Annotated in this window: 9 protein-coding genes; 7 read left to right on the top strand and 2 right to left on the bottom strand. The window is 59.4% G+C overall.

Annotated features, from left to right (window positions below):
- The first annotated feature begins 113 nt into the window (after positions 1-113).
- From glgX to treY, 4 genes are read left to right on the top strand one after another with little or no spacing between them, the layout of a single operon-like run.
- Positions 114-2336: a glycogen debranching protein GlgX gene (gene glgX, locus P7F28_RS03050; protein WP_277182965.1), complete on the top strand. Its 2223-nt coding sequence runs from the start codon at positions 114-116 to the stop codon at positions 2334-2336.
- Between the two features lie 54 nt (positions 2337-2390).
- Positions 2391-4208, top strand: coding sequence for a malto-oligosyltrehalose trehalohydrolase (gene treZ / locus P7F28_RS03045; protein WP_277182964.1), 1818 nt, complete (start codon positions 2391-2393; stop codon positions 4206-4208).
- A gap of 26 nt (positions 4209-4234) precedes the next feature.
- Positions 4235-6364 carry a 4-alpha-glucanotransferase gene (gene malQ / locus P7F28_RS03040; protein WP_277182967.1) on the top strand — a complete coding sequence of 710 codons (2130 nt, stop codon included), beginning with the start codon at positions 4235-4237 and terminating at the stop codon, positions 6362-6364.
- A 7-nt stretch (positions 6365-6371) separates the two neighbouring features.
- The gene (gene treY / locus P7F28_RS03035; RefSeq protein ID WP_277182963.1) at positions 6372-9278 is read left to right on the top strand and encodes a malto-oligosyltrehalose synthase; all 2907 of its coding nucleotides are present in this window, start codon (positions 6372-6374) and stop codon (positions 9276-9278) included.
- Positions 9279-10082: 804 nt separating this feature from the next.
- On the opposite strand, the gene P7F28_RS03030 is transcribed toward treY, so the two are convergent.
- Positions 10083-11444 (bottom strand): hemolysin family protein, encoded by a 1362-nt coding sequence (locus P7F28_RS03030; protein ID WP_277182962.1) that lies wholly within the window; start codon positions 11442-11444, stop codon positions 10083-10085.
- Between the two features lie 72 nt (positions 11445-11516).
- The gene (locus P7F28_RS03025; RefSeq protein WP_368860318.1) at positions 11517-12635 is read right to left on the bottom strand and encodes a sensor histidine kinase; all 1119 of its coding nucleotides are present in this window, start codon (positions 12633-12635) and stop codon (positions 11517-11519) included.
- A 624-nt stretch (positions 12636-13259) separates the two neighbouring features.
- On the opposite strand from P7F28_RS03025, the gene P7F28_RS03020 reads away from it, so the two are divergent.
- The 3 genes from P7F28_RS03020 (at position 13260) to P7F28_RS03010 (ending at position 17552) form a co-directional block, all read left to right on the top strand.
- On the top strand, positions 13260-14342 hold the full coding sequence (locus P7F28_RS03020) for a glycosyltransferase family 2 protein (protein ID WP_277182961.1): 1083 nt from the start codon (positions 13260-13262) through the stop codon (positions 14340-14342).
- Between the two features lie 33 nt (positions 14343-14375).
- Positions 14376-15848 carry a N,N-dimethylformamidase beta subunit family domain-containing protein gene (locus tag P7F28_RS03015; RefSeq protein ID WP_277182960.1) on the top strand — a complete coding sequence of 491 codons (1473 nt, stop codon included), beginning with the start codon at positions 14376-14378 and terminating at the stop codon, positions 15846-15848.
- Positions 15849-16262: 414 nt separating this feature from the next.
- The gene (locus P7F28_RS03010; protein ID WP_277182959.1) at positions 16263-17552 is read left to right on the top strand and encodes a flippase; all 1290 of its coding nucleotides are present in this window, start codon (positions 16263-16265) and stop codon (positions 17550-17552) included.
- The last annotated feature ends 535 nt before the right edge of the window (positions 17553-18087 follow it).

Below are 18087 nucleotides of genomic sequence, written 5' to 3'. Positions count from 1 at the left end.
CTTTGATTACTTTCTTTGCAGCAGCAAAGAAAGTGATCCCCCCGCCGGGGAGGCGGCTACTGAACATAAACGCAAGACAAAGCCAGCAGCAAGAACAGGGAAAAAACCCAAACATGGCAAACGCACTCCCCGAAAAGCTGCTCCCGGGCGCGCCCTACCCGCTCGGAGCCAACTGGGACGGCTTAGGCGTCAACTTCGCGGTCTTCTCATCAAACGCGCACCGCATCGAAGTATGCCTATTCGACAGCACAGGCAGAAAAGAGCTCATGCGCTTCGACCTGCCCGAATGCACGGACGAAATATGGCACGGCTACCTCCCGGGAGCCCATCCGGGCACAGTCTACGGCTTCCGCGCCCACGGCCCGTATCAACCGCAGCACGGCCATCGCTTCAACCCGCACAAACTCCTGCTCGATCCCTACGCCAAGAAACTCGTAGGCCCATGGCGCTGGTCCGATGCCCTCTTCGGCTATCGAGTCCACTCGAACCGACTCGACATGTCGATGGACCGCCGCGACTCCGCTCCCGCGATGCCCAAGTGCATCGTCACCGACGACGCCTTCGACTGGTCGCGCGATGTACGTCCCGACGTGCCGTGGGGCGAAACCATCATCTACGAAACGCACGTACGCGGTGCATCGATGATGCGCAACGACATTCGCCAGCACGAACGCGGTTCGTTCGCCGCGCTATCGTCGCCGTGGTTTATCGAACATTTGCAAAAGCTCGGCATCACCGCCGTCGAATTTTTGCCGGTGCATGCGTTCCTCAACGATCGCTTTCTCGTCGAACGCGGTCTGCGCAATTACTGGGGCTACAACACCGCTGCGTTCTTCGCGCCCGAACCGTCGTATTTGTCCACGCATCGGCTGAACGAAATGCGTATCGCCGTGAGGCAACTGCATGCGGCAGGCATCGAAGTGATATTGGACGTGGTCTACAACCACACGTGCGAAGGCAACGAGCAAGGCCCGACGGTGTCATGGCGCGGCCTGGACAACGCGAGCTATTACCGCCTGATTCCCGGCGACGAACGCCATTACATCAACGAAACCGGCTGCGGCAACACGGTCAATCTCTCGCACCCGCGCGTGCTGCAAATGGTGATGGACTCGCTGCGCTATTGGTGCACGGCTTTCAATATCGACGGCTTTCGTTTCGATCTCGGCGTCACGCTGGGCCGCGAAGGTCACGGCTTCGATCCCGGTTCCGGTTTCTTCGATGCCATTCGCCAGGACCCGATTCTCTCCACGCGCAAGCTGATTTCCGAGCCGTGGGATATCGGTCCGGACGGCTATCAGGTCGGCAATCATCCGCCGGGTTTCGCGGAGTGGAACGACAAATATCGCGATGGCGTGCGGCGGTTCTGGCGCGGCGATTCCGGCATGCGGCCCGATCTCGCCGCGCGGCTGACCGGATCGGCGGAATTGTTCAATCGGCGCTTTAGAAAACCGTGGGCATCGGTCAACTTCGTCGCTTCGCACGACGGCTTCACACTCGCCGATACCACCGCCTACTCGCACAAGCACAACGAGATCAATCAGGAAGGCAATAACGACGGCCACAACGAGAATTGCAGCGCGAATTGGGGCACCGAAGGTCCGACCGACGATCCCGCCATGCGCGATCTTCGCGCCCGCGTCGCCCGTTCGATGATCGCGACCACGCTGCTTTCGCTCGGCACGCCGATGATGCTCGGCGGCGATGAATTCGGCCGCACGCAAAACGGCAACAACAACGCGTATTGCCAAGACAACGAGGTTTCGTGGATCGACTGGACGGCGGCGGATTCGCCACAAGGCAAATCCATGACGGAGTTCGTGTCGCGCGTTATTGCGTTGCGCAAAAAATACCCGGTGCTGCGCGAAACGCGCTTCCTGTATGGCGATCGCGAAGTGCTTCCCGGCCTCTACGACGTAAGCTGGTTCGATGAACGCGGCAACGCGCTCGGCATCGAAGCATGGCAGGATCCGGAAGGACGCGCGCTGACGCTGCGCCGCGCGGGGCCGGGCATCGACGGGGAAATCGACGTGTTGTTGCTGATGTTCAACGCCTCGCCCCACGCGCTCGCTTTTACGCCGCCCGCGCCGCACTTGGAATGGAATGTGCTCGTGGATAGCGCGGAGCCGGATGCAGTGCAGCGTCCGCTGATCGGCAGCGAGCTGGAAGTTGCCGCGCACAGCATCGTCGTGTTGCTGGCGCAGCCAACGGGCGATGCCGATTGGCAGACCGCGTGGCTCGCGGGTCCGCATCAGGGCGCGCGTCTTCTGACCGCGCTGCCGCCCGATCCCGGAACGATGGTGTCGCATCGTCCGCCCGAAATCGATCCGACCTAGCACGCGAACTATCTCGTCGCTTCATATCGTTAAGCTGTTCATCAGGCACCCATCATGTCCGAACGTCCGATCGACCCGCATAAGCATCAACACGCATGTAGCCTTCCTTTCGGCGCGCAGCTTTCCGGCGCGAAGTGCGAAAACCCGCGCACGCGATTCCGCTTCTGGGCGCCATCGCGCGAGCAGGTGCAAGTGGAATTGCAGAGCGCGCAAGACGCCGCTCCGACGCTTATCGATATGCAGCCCACCGGCGATGGCTGGTTCGAAGCCGAAGCCGAGGCGAACGCGGGCGCGCTGTATCGGTATCGGCTGGATGCGGAGCTTGCGGTGCCCGATCCGGCGTCGCGTTTTCAGCCGCAAGATGTGCACGGCCCGAGCGAAGTGATCGATCCGCGCGCGTTCGAATGGCAGCACACGGATTGGCACGGCCGTCCGTGGGAAGAGACCGTGCTCTACGAACTGCATGTCGGCGCGATGGGCGGTTATGCGGGCGTCACCGCGCGTTTGCCGGAACTCGCGCAACTCGGCGTGACGGCCATCGAATTGATGCCATTGAATGACTTTTCCGGCACGCGCAATTGGGGCTATGACGGCGTGCTGCCCTACGCGCCAGATTCATCGTATGGCCGTCCTGACGAACTGAAGAAGCTGATCGATACCGCGCACGGTCTCGGCCTGATGGTGTTTCTCGATGTGGTCTACAACCACTTCGGCCCCGACGGCAACTATCTGAGCGCGTATGCGAAGACGTTTTTCCGCGAAGGCGTGGATACGCCGTGGGGACCGGCGATCGATTTCGAACGTCCGCAAGTGCGCGATCTGTTCTTCGATAACGCGCTTTACTGGCTCAATGAATATCGCTTCGACGGGCTGCGTCTGGACGCGGTTCACGCCATCAACGACGACGAATGGCTGCGTGAATTGGCGCAGCGAATTCGTTCATCGGTGGAGACGGGACGGCATGTGCATCTGGTGCTGGAAAACGAGCACAACACGGCCAATCTGCTCGAAACCCATTTCGATGCCCAATGGAACGACGACGCGCACAACACGCTTCACGTGCTGCTGACGGGCGAAGACGAGAGCTATTACAGCGCGTATATCGACAAGCCGATCGAGAAGCTCGCGCGCGTGCTGTCGGAAGGCTTCGTCTATCAAGGCGATCCTTCTCCGATTCACGACGGCAAGCCGCGCGGCGAAAAGAGCGCGCATTTGCCGCCGACGCGCTTCGTCATGTTCCTGCAAAACCACGATCAGGTCGGCAATCGCGCAATGGGTGATCGTCTGCGTTCATTGACGAGCGATACCGCCCTGCGCGCCGCGACCGCGCTCTTGCTGCTGTCGCCGCAGATTCCGCTGCTGTTCATGGAAGAACAATACGGTTCGAAGCAACCGTTCCTGTTCTTCACCGACTACCACGACAAACTCGCCGATGCCGTGCGCGAAGGCCGTCGCCGCGAATTCGCGAAGTTCTCCGCGTTCACCGATGAAAAACGCCGCGCGCAGATTCCCGATCCGAACGATGCGACGACGTTTGCCATGTCGTCGCCGAAAGCATCGGACGATGCGGACCGCAGCGATTGGCTGAACTTCTATCGCACGGCGTTGGCATTGCGCGCGAAGTTTATTGCGCCGCGTTTGAAGGATTCGAAGTCGCTCGGCGCAAAGGTAATCGGCGAGAAGGCGCTGGTCGCGCAGTGGAAGCTCGGCGATGGCGAGACGCTTTCCATCGCATTGAACTTGGGCGATGCGCCCGTCGCGCTCAAGGAAACGCCGCAAGGCAAGGTAATTTTGGCCACGCCCTCAAATGCTAAGGATGGCGAACTTGATGCGCATACGTGCATCGTTTGGATTACTGGACAAAACTCGTGAACGCCGCCACCGATACGACTTCACCGATGACGCCGATCGAAGCGCTCGCCGAACGCGCGGGCTTCGAAGTGGAGTGGAAAGACGCGCACAAGCAAATGCGCCGCGTGCCGGAATCGACGTTGCGCACGCTGCTCGAAAAGCTCGGTTTGCCGTGCGCGAACGCCACGCAGATCAAGCAAAGCATGACCGCCATCGATGCCGAAATGACCGGCCGCAAGCTGCCGCCGCTGATTACGGCGGAGGTGGATCGCGGGATTGCGCTGCCGGTGTCGGCGGCGAAGTCGGGCGCGCGGTATCGGATCGAGATGGAAGGCGGCGAGATTATCGACGGGCGTTTTACATCGCCCAAAGGTGAAGCGCCGCTGCTTTCGCCGATTTCGGAGCCGGGTTATCACACGCTCGTGATCAACGACCATCGCACGACGCTGGCGGTGGCGCCCGCGCGCTGCTACACCATCGTCGATGCGTGGCAAGCGCTAAGCGACGATTCAGGCGACGCGCCGCCATTGTGGGGCGTCGCCGCGCAAGTCTACGGCTTGCGTCGTGATGGCGATGGCGGTATCGGCGATTTCACGGCGCTGGCATCGCTCGCGACGCAGACGGCCAGGCGCAACGGCCACGCGCTCGCCATCAGTCCGATGCACGCCATGTTCAGCGCCGAGCCGCACAAGTTCAGCCCGTATTCACCGTCGTCGCGCTTGTTTCTGAATATCGCGCATATCGATCCGGCTGCGGTGCTCGGCGTTGATGCTGCGCGTGCCGCAATCGAAAAAGCCGGTGTTGCAGATGAATTGAAAGCGCTCGAAGCACTCGATCTGATCGACTGGCCGCGCGCGATGAAAGCGCGTATGGCAATCCTGCGTGCGCTGTTCGAAACGTTCTCGCAGCAGAAGGATTCATCGCTCCATCAGGACTTTGCGGCCTTTGTCGATGACGGCGGACGGCCGCTCGAAGATCACGCGCGCTTCGAAGCCTTGCAAGCGGATCAATTGGCGAAACATGGCGAAGGCCACTGGCGCAACTGGACCGACGAACTACGCGATCCGCGCAGCGATGCCGTCGCCGCTTTCGCCGAAGCGAATCGCCATGAAGTGGATTTTTTCCTGTTCACGCAATGGCTCGCCGCCAAAGGTCTGCTGCACGCCCAGCACGCCGCCCGCGATGCCGGCATGGCCGTCGGCCTCGTCGCCGATTTGGCCGTGGGATGCGACAGCGCGGGCAGTCACGCCTGGTCGTATCGCGATGAAATGATGACGGGCGTTTCCGTCGGTGCGCCGCCCGATCTTTTCAATCAGGCCGGGCAATCGTGGGGACTCACGACCTTCTCGCCCCGCGCGATGCGCACGCAAGGCTTTTCCGCGTTTATCGATATGTTGCGCTGTGCGTTCAAATGCGCGGGCGGTATCCGCATCGACCATATTCTGGGCTTGCGCCGCCTGTGGCTGGTGCCGGAGGGCGAAAGCGCGAAAGACGGCGCGTATTTGCGCTATCCGCTCGAAGACCTGCTTCGTCTGATTGCGCTGGAATCGTGGCGGTATAAGGCGATCGTGGTCGGCGAAGGCCTGGGCACCGTGCCACCGGGGTTTACCGAAAGGCTTCAGGAGCACGGCTTGCTAGGTATTCGAGTGCTGTGGTTCGAACGTGCTGAAGAAGGCGACGGCTTCAAGCCGCCGCGCGAGTGGGACAGCGGCGTGACCGCAACGACGACGACGCACGACCTGCCGACCGTCACGGGATGGTGGCGCGGCGAGGACATCGTGTTGCGCTCGAAGATCGGTCAGACGATGGCCCGCGACGACGGACGCGATGCAGTCGAAGTGGCGCTGGAAGAACGGGGCGAGGACCGTGCCCATTTGTGGCGCGCGTTTCAGGATGCGGAAATCGCACCTGAAGATATCGATGTACCCGATATCGATCACGCGCCCGTAGATGAAGCACTGGCTTTCGTCGCCGCGACGCCCGCGCCGCTCGTCACGTATCCGCTCGAAGATCTGCTTGCCTTGCTGGAGCAGCCGAACCTTCCCGGTTCGATCGACGAGCACCCGAACTGGCGGCGACGCATGACGAAACCCGTCGACGAGCTATTTCTCGACGACGCCTTTTGCGAGCGCCTGCTTGCCGTAGATACGGCGCGCAAGCGTTCATTGCAACCCTAGACCGACCATGACCGTACCGCGCTCCACGCTCAGGCTTCAACTGCACAAGGACTTCACCTTCGACGACGCCGCCGCGCAAGTGGACTATTTCGCCTCGCTCGGCGTGAGTCACGCGTATGCGTCGCCGATCACGACCGCGACTTCCGGCTCCACGCACGGTTACGACACCGTCGATTATTCGAAGGTGAATCTGGAGCTGGGCGGCGAAGACGGCTTGAGGCGATTCGTCGAAAAACTGCGTGCGCATGACATGGGGCTGATCGTCGATGTCGTGCCGAATCATATGGGCGTCGGCGGCTCGGAAAACGCGTGGTGGCAGGACATTCTCGAATGGGGCCGTCACGCTCAGCATGCGCGTTTTTTCGATGTGGACTGGCATTCGCCCGATCCCGCTTTGCGCGGCAAAGTACTCGCGCCGTTTCTCGGCGCGGCATATGGCGAAGAATTGCAGGGCGGCAAGATTAAGCTCGCGTATCGCGCGGAGGAAGGGCGATTCGTCATCGAGTATTACTCAAATGTGTTTCCCGTTTGTCCGGTCGATTACCCGTCCGTGCTTCAGGAAGCGCCCGAACTCGCGCAGCGTTTCGCGGGCCTTTCGACGCAACCCGCCGATCAGCCGCGCGCCGCCGATGCGCGCACGGCGCTCGTGACTATCGCGCAGACCGAAGGCGGCAAGGCCGCGATCGAAGCGGTACTCGCGGCGCATTCGGCGGAAACGCCTGCCGGGCGCGAGCGTTTGCATCGGCTATTGGAGCGGCAGCATTACCGGCTGGCGTGGTGGCGCACCGCAGCGGACGAAGTGAACTGGCGGCGTTTCTTCGATGTGAGCACGCTGGGCGGCGTGCGTGTCGAGCGACCGGAAGTGTTCGAGGCATCGCATGCGCTGATTTTCAGGCTCTTTACCGAAGGGCTGATCGACGGCGTGCGGATCGATCACGTCGATGGTCTTGCGGAGCCGCGCGAATATTGCCAGCGTCTGCGCACGCGTCTCGAAGAGCTGTCCGTTCAGCGGCCCGAAGCATTGCGGCATGGCAATGGCCGCACGTATTTTGTCGTCGAAAAGATTCTGGCGCGCGGAGAACCCTTGCGTCGCGACTGGCAAGTGGACGGCACCACCGGCTACGACTTCATGAACGATGTCGGCGCGCTGCTGCACGACCCGGCGGGCGCGGAACCGCTTGCCGCGCTGTGGGCCGACATCACCGGCAGAAGCGCCACTTTCGCCGATGAAGTGTTGATCGCGCGGCGCAAGATTCTCGCGGAAAATCTCTCGGCGGAACTGGATCGCGTGACGCGCGCGCTGCATCGTCTTGCACGCGATGCGCAGACTACGCGCGATTTCACCTTCACGTCCATTCGACGCGTGACGGCGGAACTCGTGGTGCATTTCCCGGTGTATCGAATTTATCCGGTGAGCGGCGTGCGCAGTGCGGAAGACGATCGATACTTCTCGCAAGCGCTTGATGCCGCGCGCGCGACGCTTTCGAGCGCAGATCATGTCGTGCTGGATCAGGTCGCGCAATGGCTCGGCGGGAAGTTGCCAGATGAAGCGCCTGTCGTTGAACGGAACGAGCGCGAACGTCCGCGTGAACGTGCATCGGAGCGCAATCGGGAGCGTGATCGCAATCAGGCGCAGGCGGCGGGCGGTGGTCAGAATCCGCAGCCATCGAGCGGATCGCAGCGGCGGGCGGCGCAGACGTTGTTCTCGCAATTGACATCGCCGGTGGCGGCGAAGGCGGTCGAGGATACGGCGTGTTATCGCTATGGACGCCTTATTTCGCGTAACGAAGTCGGCGCGGACCCGGGCGAGTTTTCCTTATCCGTCGATGACTTTCACGCGGGCAATCGCGAACGCTTCAACGCCTTCCCGCACGCGATGCTTTGCACGGCGACGCACGATCACAAGCGCGGTGAAGACGTGCGTGCGCGCATTGCCGCATTGAGCGAGATTCCCGATGAATGGGCGACAACGCTCAAGCAATGGTCCACGCTGAACACGCCCTTGCGACGCGACCTTGGTGACGATTGGGCACCCGGCGCTGCTGCCGAAGCGATGCTGTATCAAACGCTGGTCGGCTGCTGGCCCCTCACGCTCGATCCCGATGATGAAGATGGTGTTCACGAACTTGCCGAACGCGTCGCGCAATGGCAGTTGAAGGCGTTGCGTGAAGCGAAGTTACGCACGAGTTGGTTCGCGCCGGACGACGTGTATGAGAACGCGTGCAAGGACTTTTTGTTCGATATCGTCGCGCCGCAGCGGCGTAATGGCTTTCTGAGCGAGTTATCGGCGTTTGTAAAGCGCATCGGCCCGCTCGGTGCGATGAATAGCTTCCAGCAGACGTTGTTGCGTCTGACTTCGCCGGGTGTGCCGGATCTTTATCAGGGCACGGAGTTGTGGGACTTCTCTCTCGTCGATCCGGATAATCGACGGCCTGTGGATTACGCGCTTCGGCGGGAGTGGCTTGCTGAACTCGGTGAGCAGGGACCGCCTTCGGAGCAATTGTCGAATTGGCGCGATGGGCGGGTGAAGCTGGCACTTGTGCATCGTTCACTTGCTTTGCGCAAGCATTGCGAGTCTTTGTTTGCTCAAGGTGATTATGTGCCGCTGACGGTGCAGGGCGAACAGGCTGAGCATGTGATTGCGTTTGCACGGCATGCTGGGAGTGCGTTTGCTATTGTGATCGCGACGCGGCTTGCCGGGCCTTTGCTTGGTGTTGGCGATGTGCCGTTGGTTGAGCCTGCTTTGTGGGGCGATACGTTTATTACTCTGCCGGAGGCTTTGCATTCTCGGGCGCTGTTTGATTGGCTTAGCCCTAATGCGCCTAAGGCTGATGGTGAGCGGCTCTTTATTCGCGATGCGTTGGGGACTTTGCCTGTGGCGCTTTTGGTTGAGGAGGGGGTGCCGCGGGTTTAGCTTCGTTTTTGTGCTGCTGCTCTTGTCTTGCGTTTTCGTCCAGTAGCCGCCTCCCCGGCGGGGGGGGGGTAACTTTCTTTGCTGCTGCAAAGAAAGTCACCAAAGAAAGCAGCTTTTTCAACCGGACACTGCCTCTTGAAACGGCAAGTGGATTAATGGCTCGCTAGGTAACAATAGCCCGCCGCCACGGAGGCCTGCCCGGCCTGTCAAGCGCTCGGTACGCGCCATTTGAGTTTCACTTTTCCCTTAACAAAGCGGTACGCGCTCATCCGCGCGGCGTGTCCGGCGCTCACGCGCCATCGCCGTTGGGGTTTGCTAGGGAAACACAGAGAATGCGTAGTATCACGAACTTTCACGCGTCACCGCTTAAACGCTATTCGGCACTACCGTTACTTTGAGGCGAGAGGAAATAGAAGCGCTAAACAACGTAGGGCCGAATAGCGTTTGTGCGTTGCCATTTGCTTTGTCGTTGTCTTGGTTCTCTGCCGGGTTCCTTCGATGAGCGCCCGGCGGCGCGCAGGGCGCGCACGCTGGAAGCATGAGCGCGAACCGCTCTGCTAAGAAAATAGAGATTCTTGAAAAGACCGTACCTATTCCCTGACAGGCCGGGCAGGCCTCCGTGATGGCAAGCTATTGTCACCTAAAGAGACCATTAATCCACTTGCCGTCTCAAGTGGCACTGTCTGGTTGAAAAAGCTGCTTTCTTTGGTGACTTTCTTTGCAGCAGCAAAGAAAGTTACCCCCCGCCGGGGAGGCGGCTACTGAACCAAACCGCAAAACAACGCCAAGCAGCAAGACAAAAATTCAATCAGCCTCTTCAAGCGCCTCCTCCCGAGGATAAACCCGCACAAGCACAATTCGAGGCCCCTTCATCTTCTTAACAACAATATCAAACCGATCAAACGCAACGCGTTGCCCCTCGGCGGGCAAATCCCCAAGCGCATTGATAACAAGCCCGCCAACCGACTCAGCCCGCCCTTCATCAATATCAATCCCAAGCGCACGCTCAAGCGATACAACAGGCAAACTGCCCTTACCCATCAACGTCCCATCATCCATCCGCGACCAGTCAGCATCACCCTGACGAAACTCGTCATGAATCTGCCCAACAAGCGCACCAAGCAAATTATCGAGCGTGATAAAGCCAATCGGCTTGGAACCCTTGCGCCCGACGATAGCGAAATGCGGCGCACCCTTACGAAACCGCCTGAACAACTCCAAAGCAGAAAGATTCGGCGCAACGTACTGCACAGGCCGCACATGACGCGAAAGTTTGTCGATCTTCTCGGCGTCTTTGGAAAGACTGAAGCTGAAACCACGCCCGCTGCCCTCGCCCGCCAGCAACAAATCCTTCAAATGAATCATCCCGAGCAGCCGTTCGCCCGATCCATCGGCATATAACGGATAACGCGAAAAGCGATGCCGCGTAATCACAGCAACGTTATCGCGCATCGGCAAATCATTTCGGAGACCGATCATTTCGCCGGCAGGACGCATCAGGTCCGACACCGTCATGCGGCTGAAATCGAGCGAATGCGCAATGGTCTTCCACTCGTCTTCGTTATACGCCGAGCCGCCGCCGATGCCCCGGCCACGCATGATGAGCTTGAGTTCGTCAGTCGAGTAATGCGCATCGTGCCCATGCTCACCCGACATGCCGAAAAGACGCAGCACGAAATTCGCGCTGGTATTGAGCACCCAGATAAACGGGTACATAAGCCAATAGAAACCGTACAGCGGCGTGGCGAGCCAGAGACCGACCTGCTCCGAACGACGGATGGCCCACGACTTGGGCGCAAGCTCGCCAACCACGATATGCAGAAACGAAATCACCGAAAACGCAAAGAACAGCGAGATCGATTCGATCAGCTTTTCCGATTCGATGCTCAGCAGCTCGAACAACGGATGCAGCAGCGTTGCAAACGCGGGCTCGCCAATCCAGCCGAGCCCGAGCGACGCCAGCGTGATACCCAACTGACACGCGGAGAGGTAGGCATCGAGTTGCCCGTGCACTTTCGCGAGCAAGCGGCCCGGCAGGCCGTTTTTGCGCGCGATGGCTTGCACGCGCGTCGCCCTCAGTTTGACGAGACCGAACTCCGCCGCAACGAAAAAACCATTCAAGGCGACGAGCAACAATGCGCCGATCAGCGCGACGACCTGAGCCAAAGCAACTCTCTTCGTAAAAAGGAAAGCGTCAGTATAGGGGCGACAGGCAATCGAAAGCGAAAACGCGTGGCGCTACATTCCTGCGACAGGTGCGCGCACCGACAACGCGACTTCCGCGCCATCGCTAATGTCGGATTGTTCGAACACGCCGCCATGCGCTTCCGCAACGCGCTTGCACAGCGCCAAACCCCACGCGATGCGCCCGGTTTCGCGCGGTTCCAGCGCCTGCCTGCGCGCAAACGCTTCGAGCACGTGCGGCGAATTCGCGTCGTTCAGCGCTTGCGCCGATGCCGTGAATCGCACGTCCGTGCGCCACATGCTGCCTTCGATCACGCTCGACACGCGAACCGTCGCGCCGCTCGCGCTGGCTTCGGCGGCGAACGCCTGCATTAGCCACAGCGCCTGCAACAGGCGCTCGGCATCGCCCTCGGCTTGCTCTTCGGCGAGCGGTGTTTCGAGCGCGATGGTCACGCCGCGCGCCTTTGCCACGGCATCGCGGGCGAGCGCGGCGCTGCGTTCGAGCAGCGGACGGATTGCGACGGGCGCGACCGCCAGCGCGATGGCCTTGGTTTCGGCGCGCGTCGTATCGACTGATTGTTCGATGAGCTTGACCTGCTGTTCGACGCCCGAACGAATACCCGTCAGTGCGCGTTGTGCAGCGGGATCGTTTGCATCGACCTTGCGTTCCAACACGTAGCCCCAGCTATGAATGGCGTTGAGCGGCCCGCGCAGATCGTGCGAGACGATCGACAACACGTGATCGCGCATGAACAGCGCCGTCTCCGCACGCAGATGCGCGATGCGCGAGGCGTGATCGGTATCGATTGCCTGCGCGCCCGGCGATACGATCAATGTGACCGATTCTGCGCACGGCAACGCGAGCACGGAAAAATTACGCGAAGCATCGTCCTGACCGATAACAACGTGCGCGCGGCGCGTGCCGTTGCCCGCAAGCGCGGCGTCGGCGGCTTCGCCAAGCGCGGCGGCGGGCGGTGCAGGCAACGGCGTTTCGGTCAGCGCGCGACCGTTGAATGCGGCGGGAGTGGAATCGAAGAGATGGGCGAAGACGGCATCGGCCGAGAGGCAGCGTTGAGCGGCATCGAGCACCAGTACGCCGTCGTTTCCTGCGACGGCCGAGTCAGTGGACTCTCCGCTCGAAGGCTCGACCGTACTGGAAAAAGACGTGGTCACGGTTTTGGATCCTTGCTTGTATCGGAGTTGCGGTTGATGTCGCGGCGTAACGAAAAGAGACTCGCTACGGATTACGTCGAAACGTCGAAAGCAAAAATGGAGCAAGCGTCGTGCAGGGCATTATAGGTGACCGACTCGCTCTAATGCGGCTTCGGCGCTTGCCGCCTGAGCAATCGTCATGCACACATGAATTCGATATCTCAAGAACTTTCACGCACGAATGGAGACAAACGGGCGAACGCTCAGGCATCAGACTTTTTGCATCGGATTCTTTTAAGCGTGAATCGGTATTGATTTCGGGTCGGCTTAGAGGCTTTGCGGTAAATGTTTTAGCCCAAGTTAGCTTTAGCTAAGAATTTGCATAGCTAAAGAGCCAGCTAAGAATTGTCAAGCGCCCTCATTTTCTTAGCGCCGATTGTCACGTAATTGGCAAGCGCCACGCCTAAGAATAAAGGTCATGCACGGCGAAATTTTTATTCCGTGCGCAGCCGAACATTCCCGCTATTTGTCTGCCTATAGGATTTGACGCTCGGGATTCGATACTGTAAGAATCTGACGCCTGAATTTAAAGCACGGACGACCCATGGCCGTGGGATCGATCCATCAAACATTCATACGAGCCTTATGACGACACGCGTCCAACGCGACACGCCCAAGACTTTGCTATCGGTGATCATTCCGGCGTACAACGTCGAACACTATATCGCCGCGTCGCTCGAATCCGCGCTCTCGCAGCCGCGCTCCGAAGATATCGAATTGATCGTCATCGACGACGGCTCGACGGATCAGACGCTCGAGCGCATTCGCGAAGTTCAGCGCTCGGCGGGCGGCGGCAATATTCACGTCATACACCAGGAAAACCGCGGTGTATCGGCGGCGCGCAATCGCGCCATTGCAGAAGCGAAATCGCCTTATATCGGCTTTCTCGATTCCGACGATGTATGGTCCGCCGACTTCACCGAGAAGATCATGCCGCTGGTGGATCGCCAAGCGGCGGACATCATCGAATTCAATGTCGGCATCATCAATCTCGATGGCAAGGTGATCGATAACGTCACGCTGATCGAAGAGAACACCACGGGTCCGCGCCCCTGCGACTTACCCGCTCTGCTCGATTTCGCCGATGTTTATCAGGTCTTTCCGGCCGCGCGCGTGTATCGCCGTGAATTGTGGAACGGTATCGAGTTTCCGGCGGGCCGCGTGTATGAAGATGCCGCCGCTATTCCGCTGGTCTATTCGCGCGCACGCACGCTGCATCGCCTCGCCGATGAACTTTATTTTTATCGACGCCGTGCAGGTAGTATCACGACCAGAGCCACGCCGTTCACGGTGACGAGTCTCACGACCTGCGCCGAAGAAACACTCGCGCGATGCAATGGCGGCGCGCACGACGCCTTTTGGCTTGCGATGTTCCACAAGGTCTTCGCGTATGCATGCTTTCAGGCCGCGCGCGTGGATGGCCGCGTATTCGACGAATCGGTGCGCGCGATCGAACGCACTGCATCGCGCTATCAGAACTTTGCCGCGAATCGTACGGATACGCCTAAAGAATTGCGCTTTCACAAGCGCATGGTGATGGATCGCCGTTGGTTCCAGGTGAAGCGCGTGATCAAGCGCATGTTGGGCCGTGAGTTGCGCGCGCCCGCACCGGCGCGTACGAATGGCGCGCAAATGCGGCGTCATTCGTCTGCAGGGAATCATCATTAGAACGCGTCGATAAGCAAACGTGAGGCGTACCGCATGCAGATTTACCCGATCAGGCCGGGCTTTAGCGTAGGCGAATCTTTCGATCTCGCCGTGCAGCCGGGTACGCGCTTTTCGCTTGCGATCTACGCGCAACGTCATGATGAAAACCTGATCAGTGCTGCGGGCGTCGCCTTGCATCCGGGCGGCGCGGTATCGGCGGAATTGCGGAACGGCAAGTACGTTTTCACCGCACCCGGACGCGTCGCGCCCGCGCGTCACGATGCGGACTGGAATTGGCCGACTGTCACGATCAAGCCGAATACGCCATCGCTCGATTCGGGCGCTTACGTGGTCATTGCGTATGAAGTCGGCGCGAATGGCGAACCGCTCACGGAGCTCGGCAAACGCGCGGCCGCGCACAAGCCGATCTTCGCCGGGCCGCCCGATAGCGACAGCATGGCGCTCGTGATCGCGCGGCCGCGCAAGCCGTCAGCGGCGATTGCGTATATCGTGCCGGTCAACACGTATCACGCGTATAACTCGACGGGCGGCGGCTGCTATTACGGCGATCCGATTCATCGCACGCAACCGCGCACGCAAGTCACCTTGCGTCGTCCGGGCGGCGGTTTGGGCGCGCAACTCGGCGAACCCGCCGATCCATACGATCCTTGCTCACCGCGTCAGCAATTCACGCACTGGGACGCCAAATTCATTCGATGGCTGCATGCGGAAGGCATCGCATGTGACTTCTACACCGACCTCGATCTGCATCACGGCACGGAGCTTAAGCTCGAAGACTATCGCTGCATGCTGAGCGTCGGGCATCACGAATACTGGTCGCAGGAAATGCGCGATTACGTCTCGCGCTTCATCGCGCAAGGCGGAAATCTTGCGATTTTCAGCGGCAATACGTGTTATCGCCCGATCGATTACGCCGACGATTACACATCGATGATTCGGCTTGCAGAACAATGGCCCGATCACGATGAATCGAATCTAATCGGTCTGAGTTATGGCTACGGCGGCGGCAAGTATGGCGTATGGAAGCGCTTGCGCGGCGGATGGATCAGACGCGATCGCGAAGCGATTGGCTTTACCGTGCGTCAGGCCGAACATTGGGTTTTCTCCGGCACGAGTCTGCGCGATGGACAAACCTTCGGCGCGAAAGATCGTCTGGTCGGTTATGAGGTCGATGGCGTGCCGCCCGTATCGAATGGCTTCGTGACGCTTGCGGATACCGTGCGCCTCGAAGGATGGGATATCGGCGGCGCGGGCGCGATGGGCGTGTATCAGCCGCACGCGGATGGCGGCCTCGTCTTCAATGGCGGCACCACGGATTGGGCGCGCGTATTGATCGATCCGAACGCGCAAAGCCGCGTGGTCGTCGATCAGATCACACGCAACGTGGTGCGCAGATTTATTGGCTTGCCACCGCATTGCATTGCGCGTGAAGACACGGTGTTGATCGAAGCCATGACGCCGCCTATCGAACCCGACGAAGCCTTGCCGGACAGCGCAGCGGTGTAGCCCAGGCGAAGCACGTCTCTTCATACCAGCACATCAAGACGTTTTCAATCGATTCGTCAAGTGTCGATGCATTCGCTGCGTGTGCAAACCCACTGAACAATTGTTTTATTTAGTGTTAAATACCGATTGCGAAGCTGCTTGCGCCATTCACCGGACACGCTCATCATCGGTCCGGCATCGGCGTGGTTCGATTCATTCCTGCGTATCCGCACGCCAGGCCAAGGCTTGGGTACGTCAACCTCATTGGCCTCACGCCGCCACCACGGCGAACCGCACCCAGGCGTGTTCACCTGCATCGGGTGTATCACGCGAATGCCCCGCCTTCCACGGCGACTTATATGGGCAACACGCGGGAGGCCGCACCTTGCGTCATCAAGATCAACGCAGTGCTCAAGCCGGGGAATAAACCGCTCGATGGCTTCATTCAAGAAGAACTTCACGATTCTGATGACGTTGCAGGTCTCCACGTATCTCGCGCCGCTGCTGACGCTGCCGTGGCTCGCACGTGTGCTCGGACCGAGCGAATATGGACGCCTTTCCTTCGCTCTTGCTTTCACGGCTTATTTCATCACGCTGACAAACTTTAGTTTCTCTCTCACCGCCACACCCAAGATTTCAATCAACCGGGAAAATCGTGCACTCCGTTCGCAGGTTTTCTGGGAAACCATTTCGGCGCAAACACTGCTTTCGATCGCCGGCTTCGTGGTGTTGCTGGCGCTCACGTATATCGTTCCGTACCTTGGTGAAAATCGTGAGCTGCTGCTGACGGGCTTCGGTATGGCAGTCGGTTCCATGCTGATTCCCACTTGGTACTTTCAGGGCGTGGAAGATCTTGGTCCGATCAGCGGCTTCGTCTTCGTTGGACGCGCGCTGAGCATTCCTGCGATGTATCTCTTCGTGCGTCATCGCGAAGATGTGTATATCGCCATGATGATCAACACGCTGGTGCCGCTGTGCTCGGGCATCGCAATCTGCACGTACCTGTATTTCCGGCGCGAACTGGATTTCGTGCGCGTGCCGTTCAAGACCATCATCGAACGGCTCAAGGAAGGCTGGAGCGTGTTCATGGCGACCTCGCTCGTCGATATCTATGCGTCGAGCAATATCGTGCTGCTGACGTTTATCGCGGGCAATGTGGCGGGCGGTTACTTCGCAGCGGGCGACAAACTCATTCGCGCCGCGCTGAATATGCTTCAGCCGCTGAAGACTGCTGCCTATCCGCGCGTGAGCTTCCTGATGCATCACGCCCGTGACGATGCCTTCGCTTTCCTGCGCAAGATGTTCGTGCTGCAAGGAAGCATCGTGTCGCTTATCTCGATCTGCATTTTCTTCGGCGCGCCGCTGGCCGTGAAGATCCTGTACGGCCCGCAATTCGCACCCACGGTAGACGTACTGCGATGGATGGCCTTCGTGCCGTTGATGTCCGGCCTGTCGGATTTGTTCGGCGTTCAAACCATGCTTCCGCTTGGAATGAAATCGCACTTCAGCCGTGTACTGATCGGCTCTGCCGTATTGAACTTCAGCCTGCTTGCCGTGCTGGCTCATTTCTTTGGTGAGCAAGGGGCAGCCGCGACCGTGCTGATCGTAGAAACTTCCATTGCTGCCGCCATGTTTTGCACACTGCATATGCAGGGCGTACCGCTTCTCCGGCGTCCCATCGCTACTGACGCAACCACTTCGGACCCAGGCCCGAATCGTGCGTGAGCACTTGCTGTAATCATCCACGATGTCACGCTTCGGGCGCTCTAAAGTCCTTAGCGTGCGCGCGGAAAATGCCCCAAAGGTGACCTATGGTTTCTTTAGCCCACGCTAAGAAATTCATTGTGCGCGCCTCAAGACTTTCCTTTGGAAATTGCTAAGCGCCTTTAGTCAGAGGCTTAGCGTGTATGCACTGCACGTTGCTTTGCGCGCTACACCTAAAGTTGCATCGACGTATGTGTCTCAACGCACGGAACTAATCGCTTTGAGCGGATATCGTCTTGGTATGAACCCTGTCTTATGAATACGCAGTGCCGTCAGTCAACAGCGGGATGCGAGCCCCGCCTGTGCCGAACCAGCAGAGAAGTTGCTTCACACGCACGTGTAAGTCTCGGCCTTGATCGCCGGCGTTTTAGGTTTTGCTTGCCATAAATAAATTGATTAAACACGTTATTTACGTCTCGCAACAACTTAGCCAATTAATCGGCAAGCCTTTAAAGCTTCAATTGCGCGACGCAGAAATTTCTTCGGATTTGCTTGG

The sequence above is a fragment of the Caballeronia sp. BR00000012568055 genome, assembly GCF_029439455.1.
GTDB lineage: Bacteria > Pseudomonadota > Gammaproteobacteria > Burkholderiales > Burkholderiaceae > Caballeronia.
The sequence above is the reverse complement of the archived record's forward strand: the minus strand, read 5'-3'. Positions and strand labels throughout refer to the sequence as shown.

Excerpts from the sequence above, each read along its gene's own strand:
- P7F28_RS03015 (WP_277182960.1), top strand. The coding sequence starts at position 14,376 with ATGCAGATTTACCCGATCAGGCCGGGCTTTAGCGTAGGCGAATCTTTC.
- treZ (WP_277182964.1), top strand. The coding sequence starts at position 2,391 with ATGTCCGAACGTCCGATCGACCCGCATAAGCATCAACACGCATGTAGC.
- glgX (WP_277182965.1), top strand. The coding sequence starts at position 114 with ATGGCAAACGCACTCCCCGAAAAGCTGCTCCCGGGCGCGCCCTACCCG.
- P7F28_RS03020 (WP_277182961.1), top strand. The coding sequence starts at position 13,260 with ATGACGACACGCGTCCAACGCGACACGCCCAAGACTTTGCTATCGGTG.
- malQ (WP_277182967.1), top strand. The coding sequence starts at position 4,235 with ATGACGCCGATCGAAGCGCTCGCCGAACGCGCGGGCTTCGAAGTGGAG.
- P7F28_RS03010 (WP_277182959.1), top strand. The coding sequence starts at position 16,263 with ATGGCTTCATTCAAGAAGAACTTCACGATTCTGATGACGTTGCAGGTC.
- treY (WP_277182963.1), top strand. The coding sequence starts at position 6,372 with ATGACCGTACCGCGCTCCACGCTCAGGCTTCAACTGCACAAGGACTTC.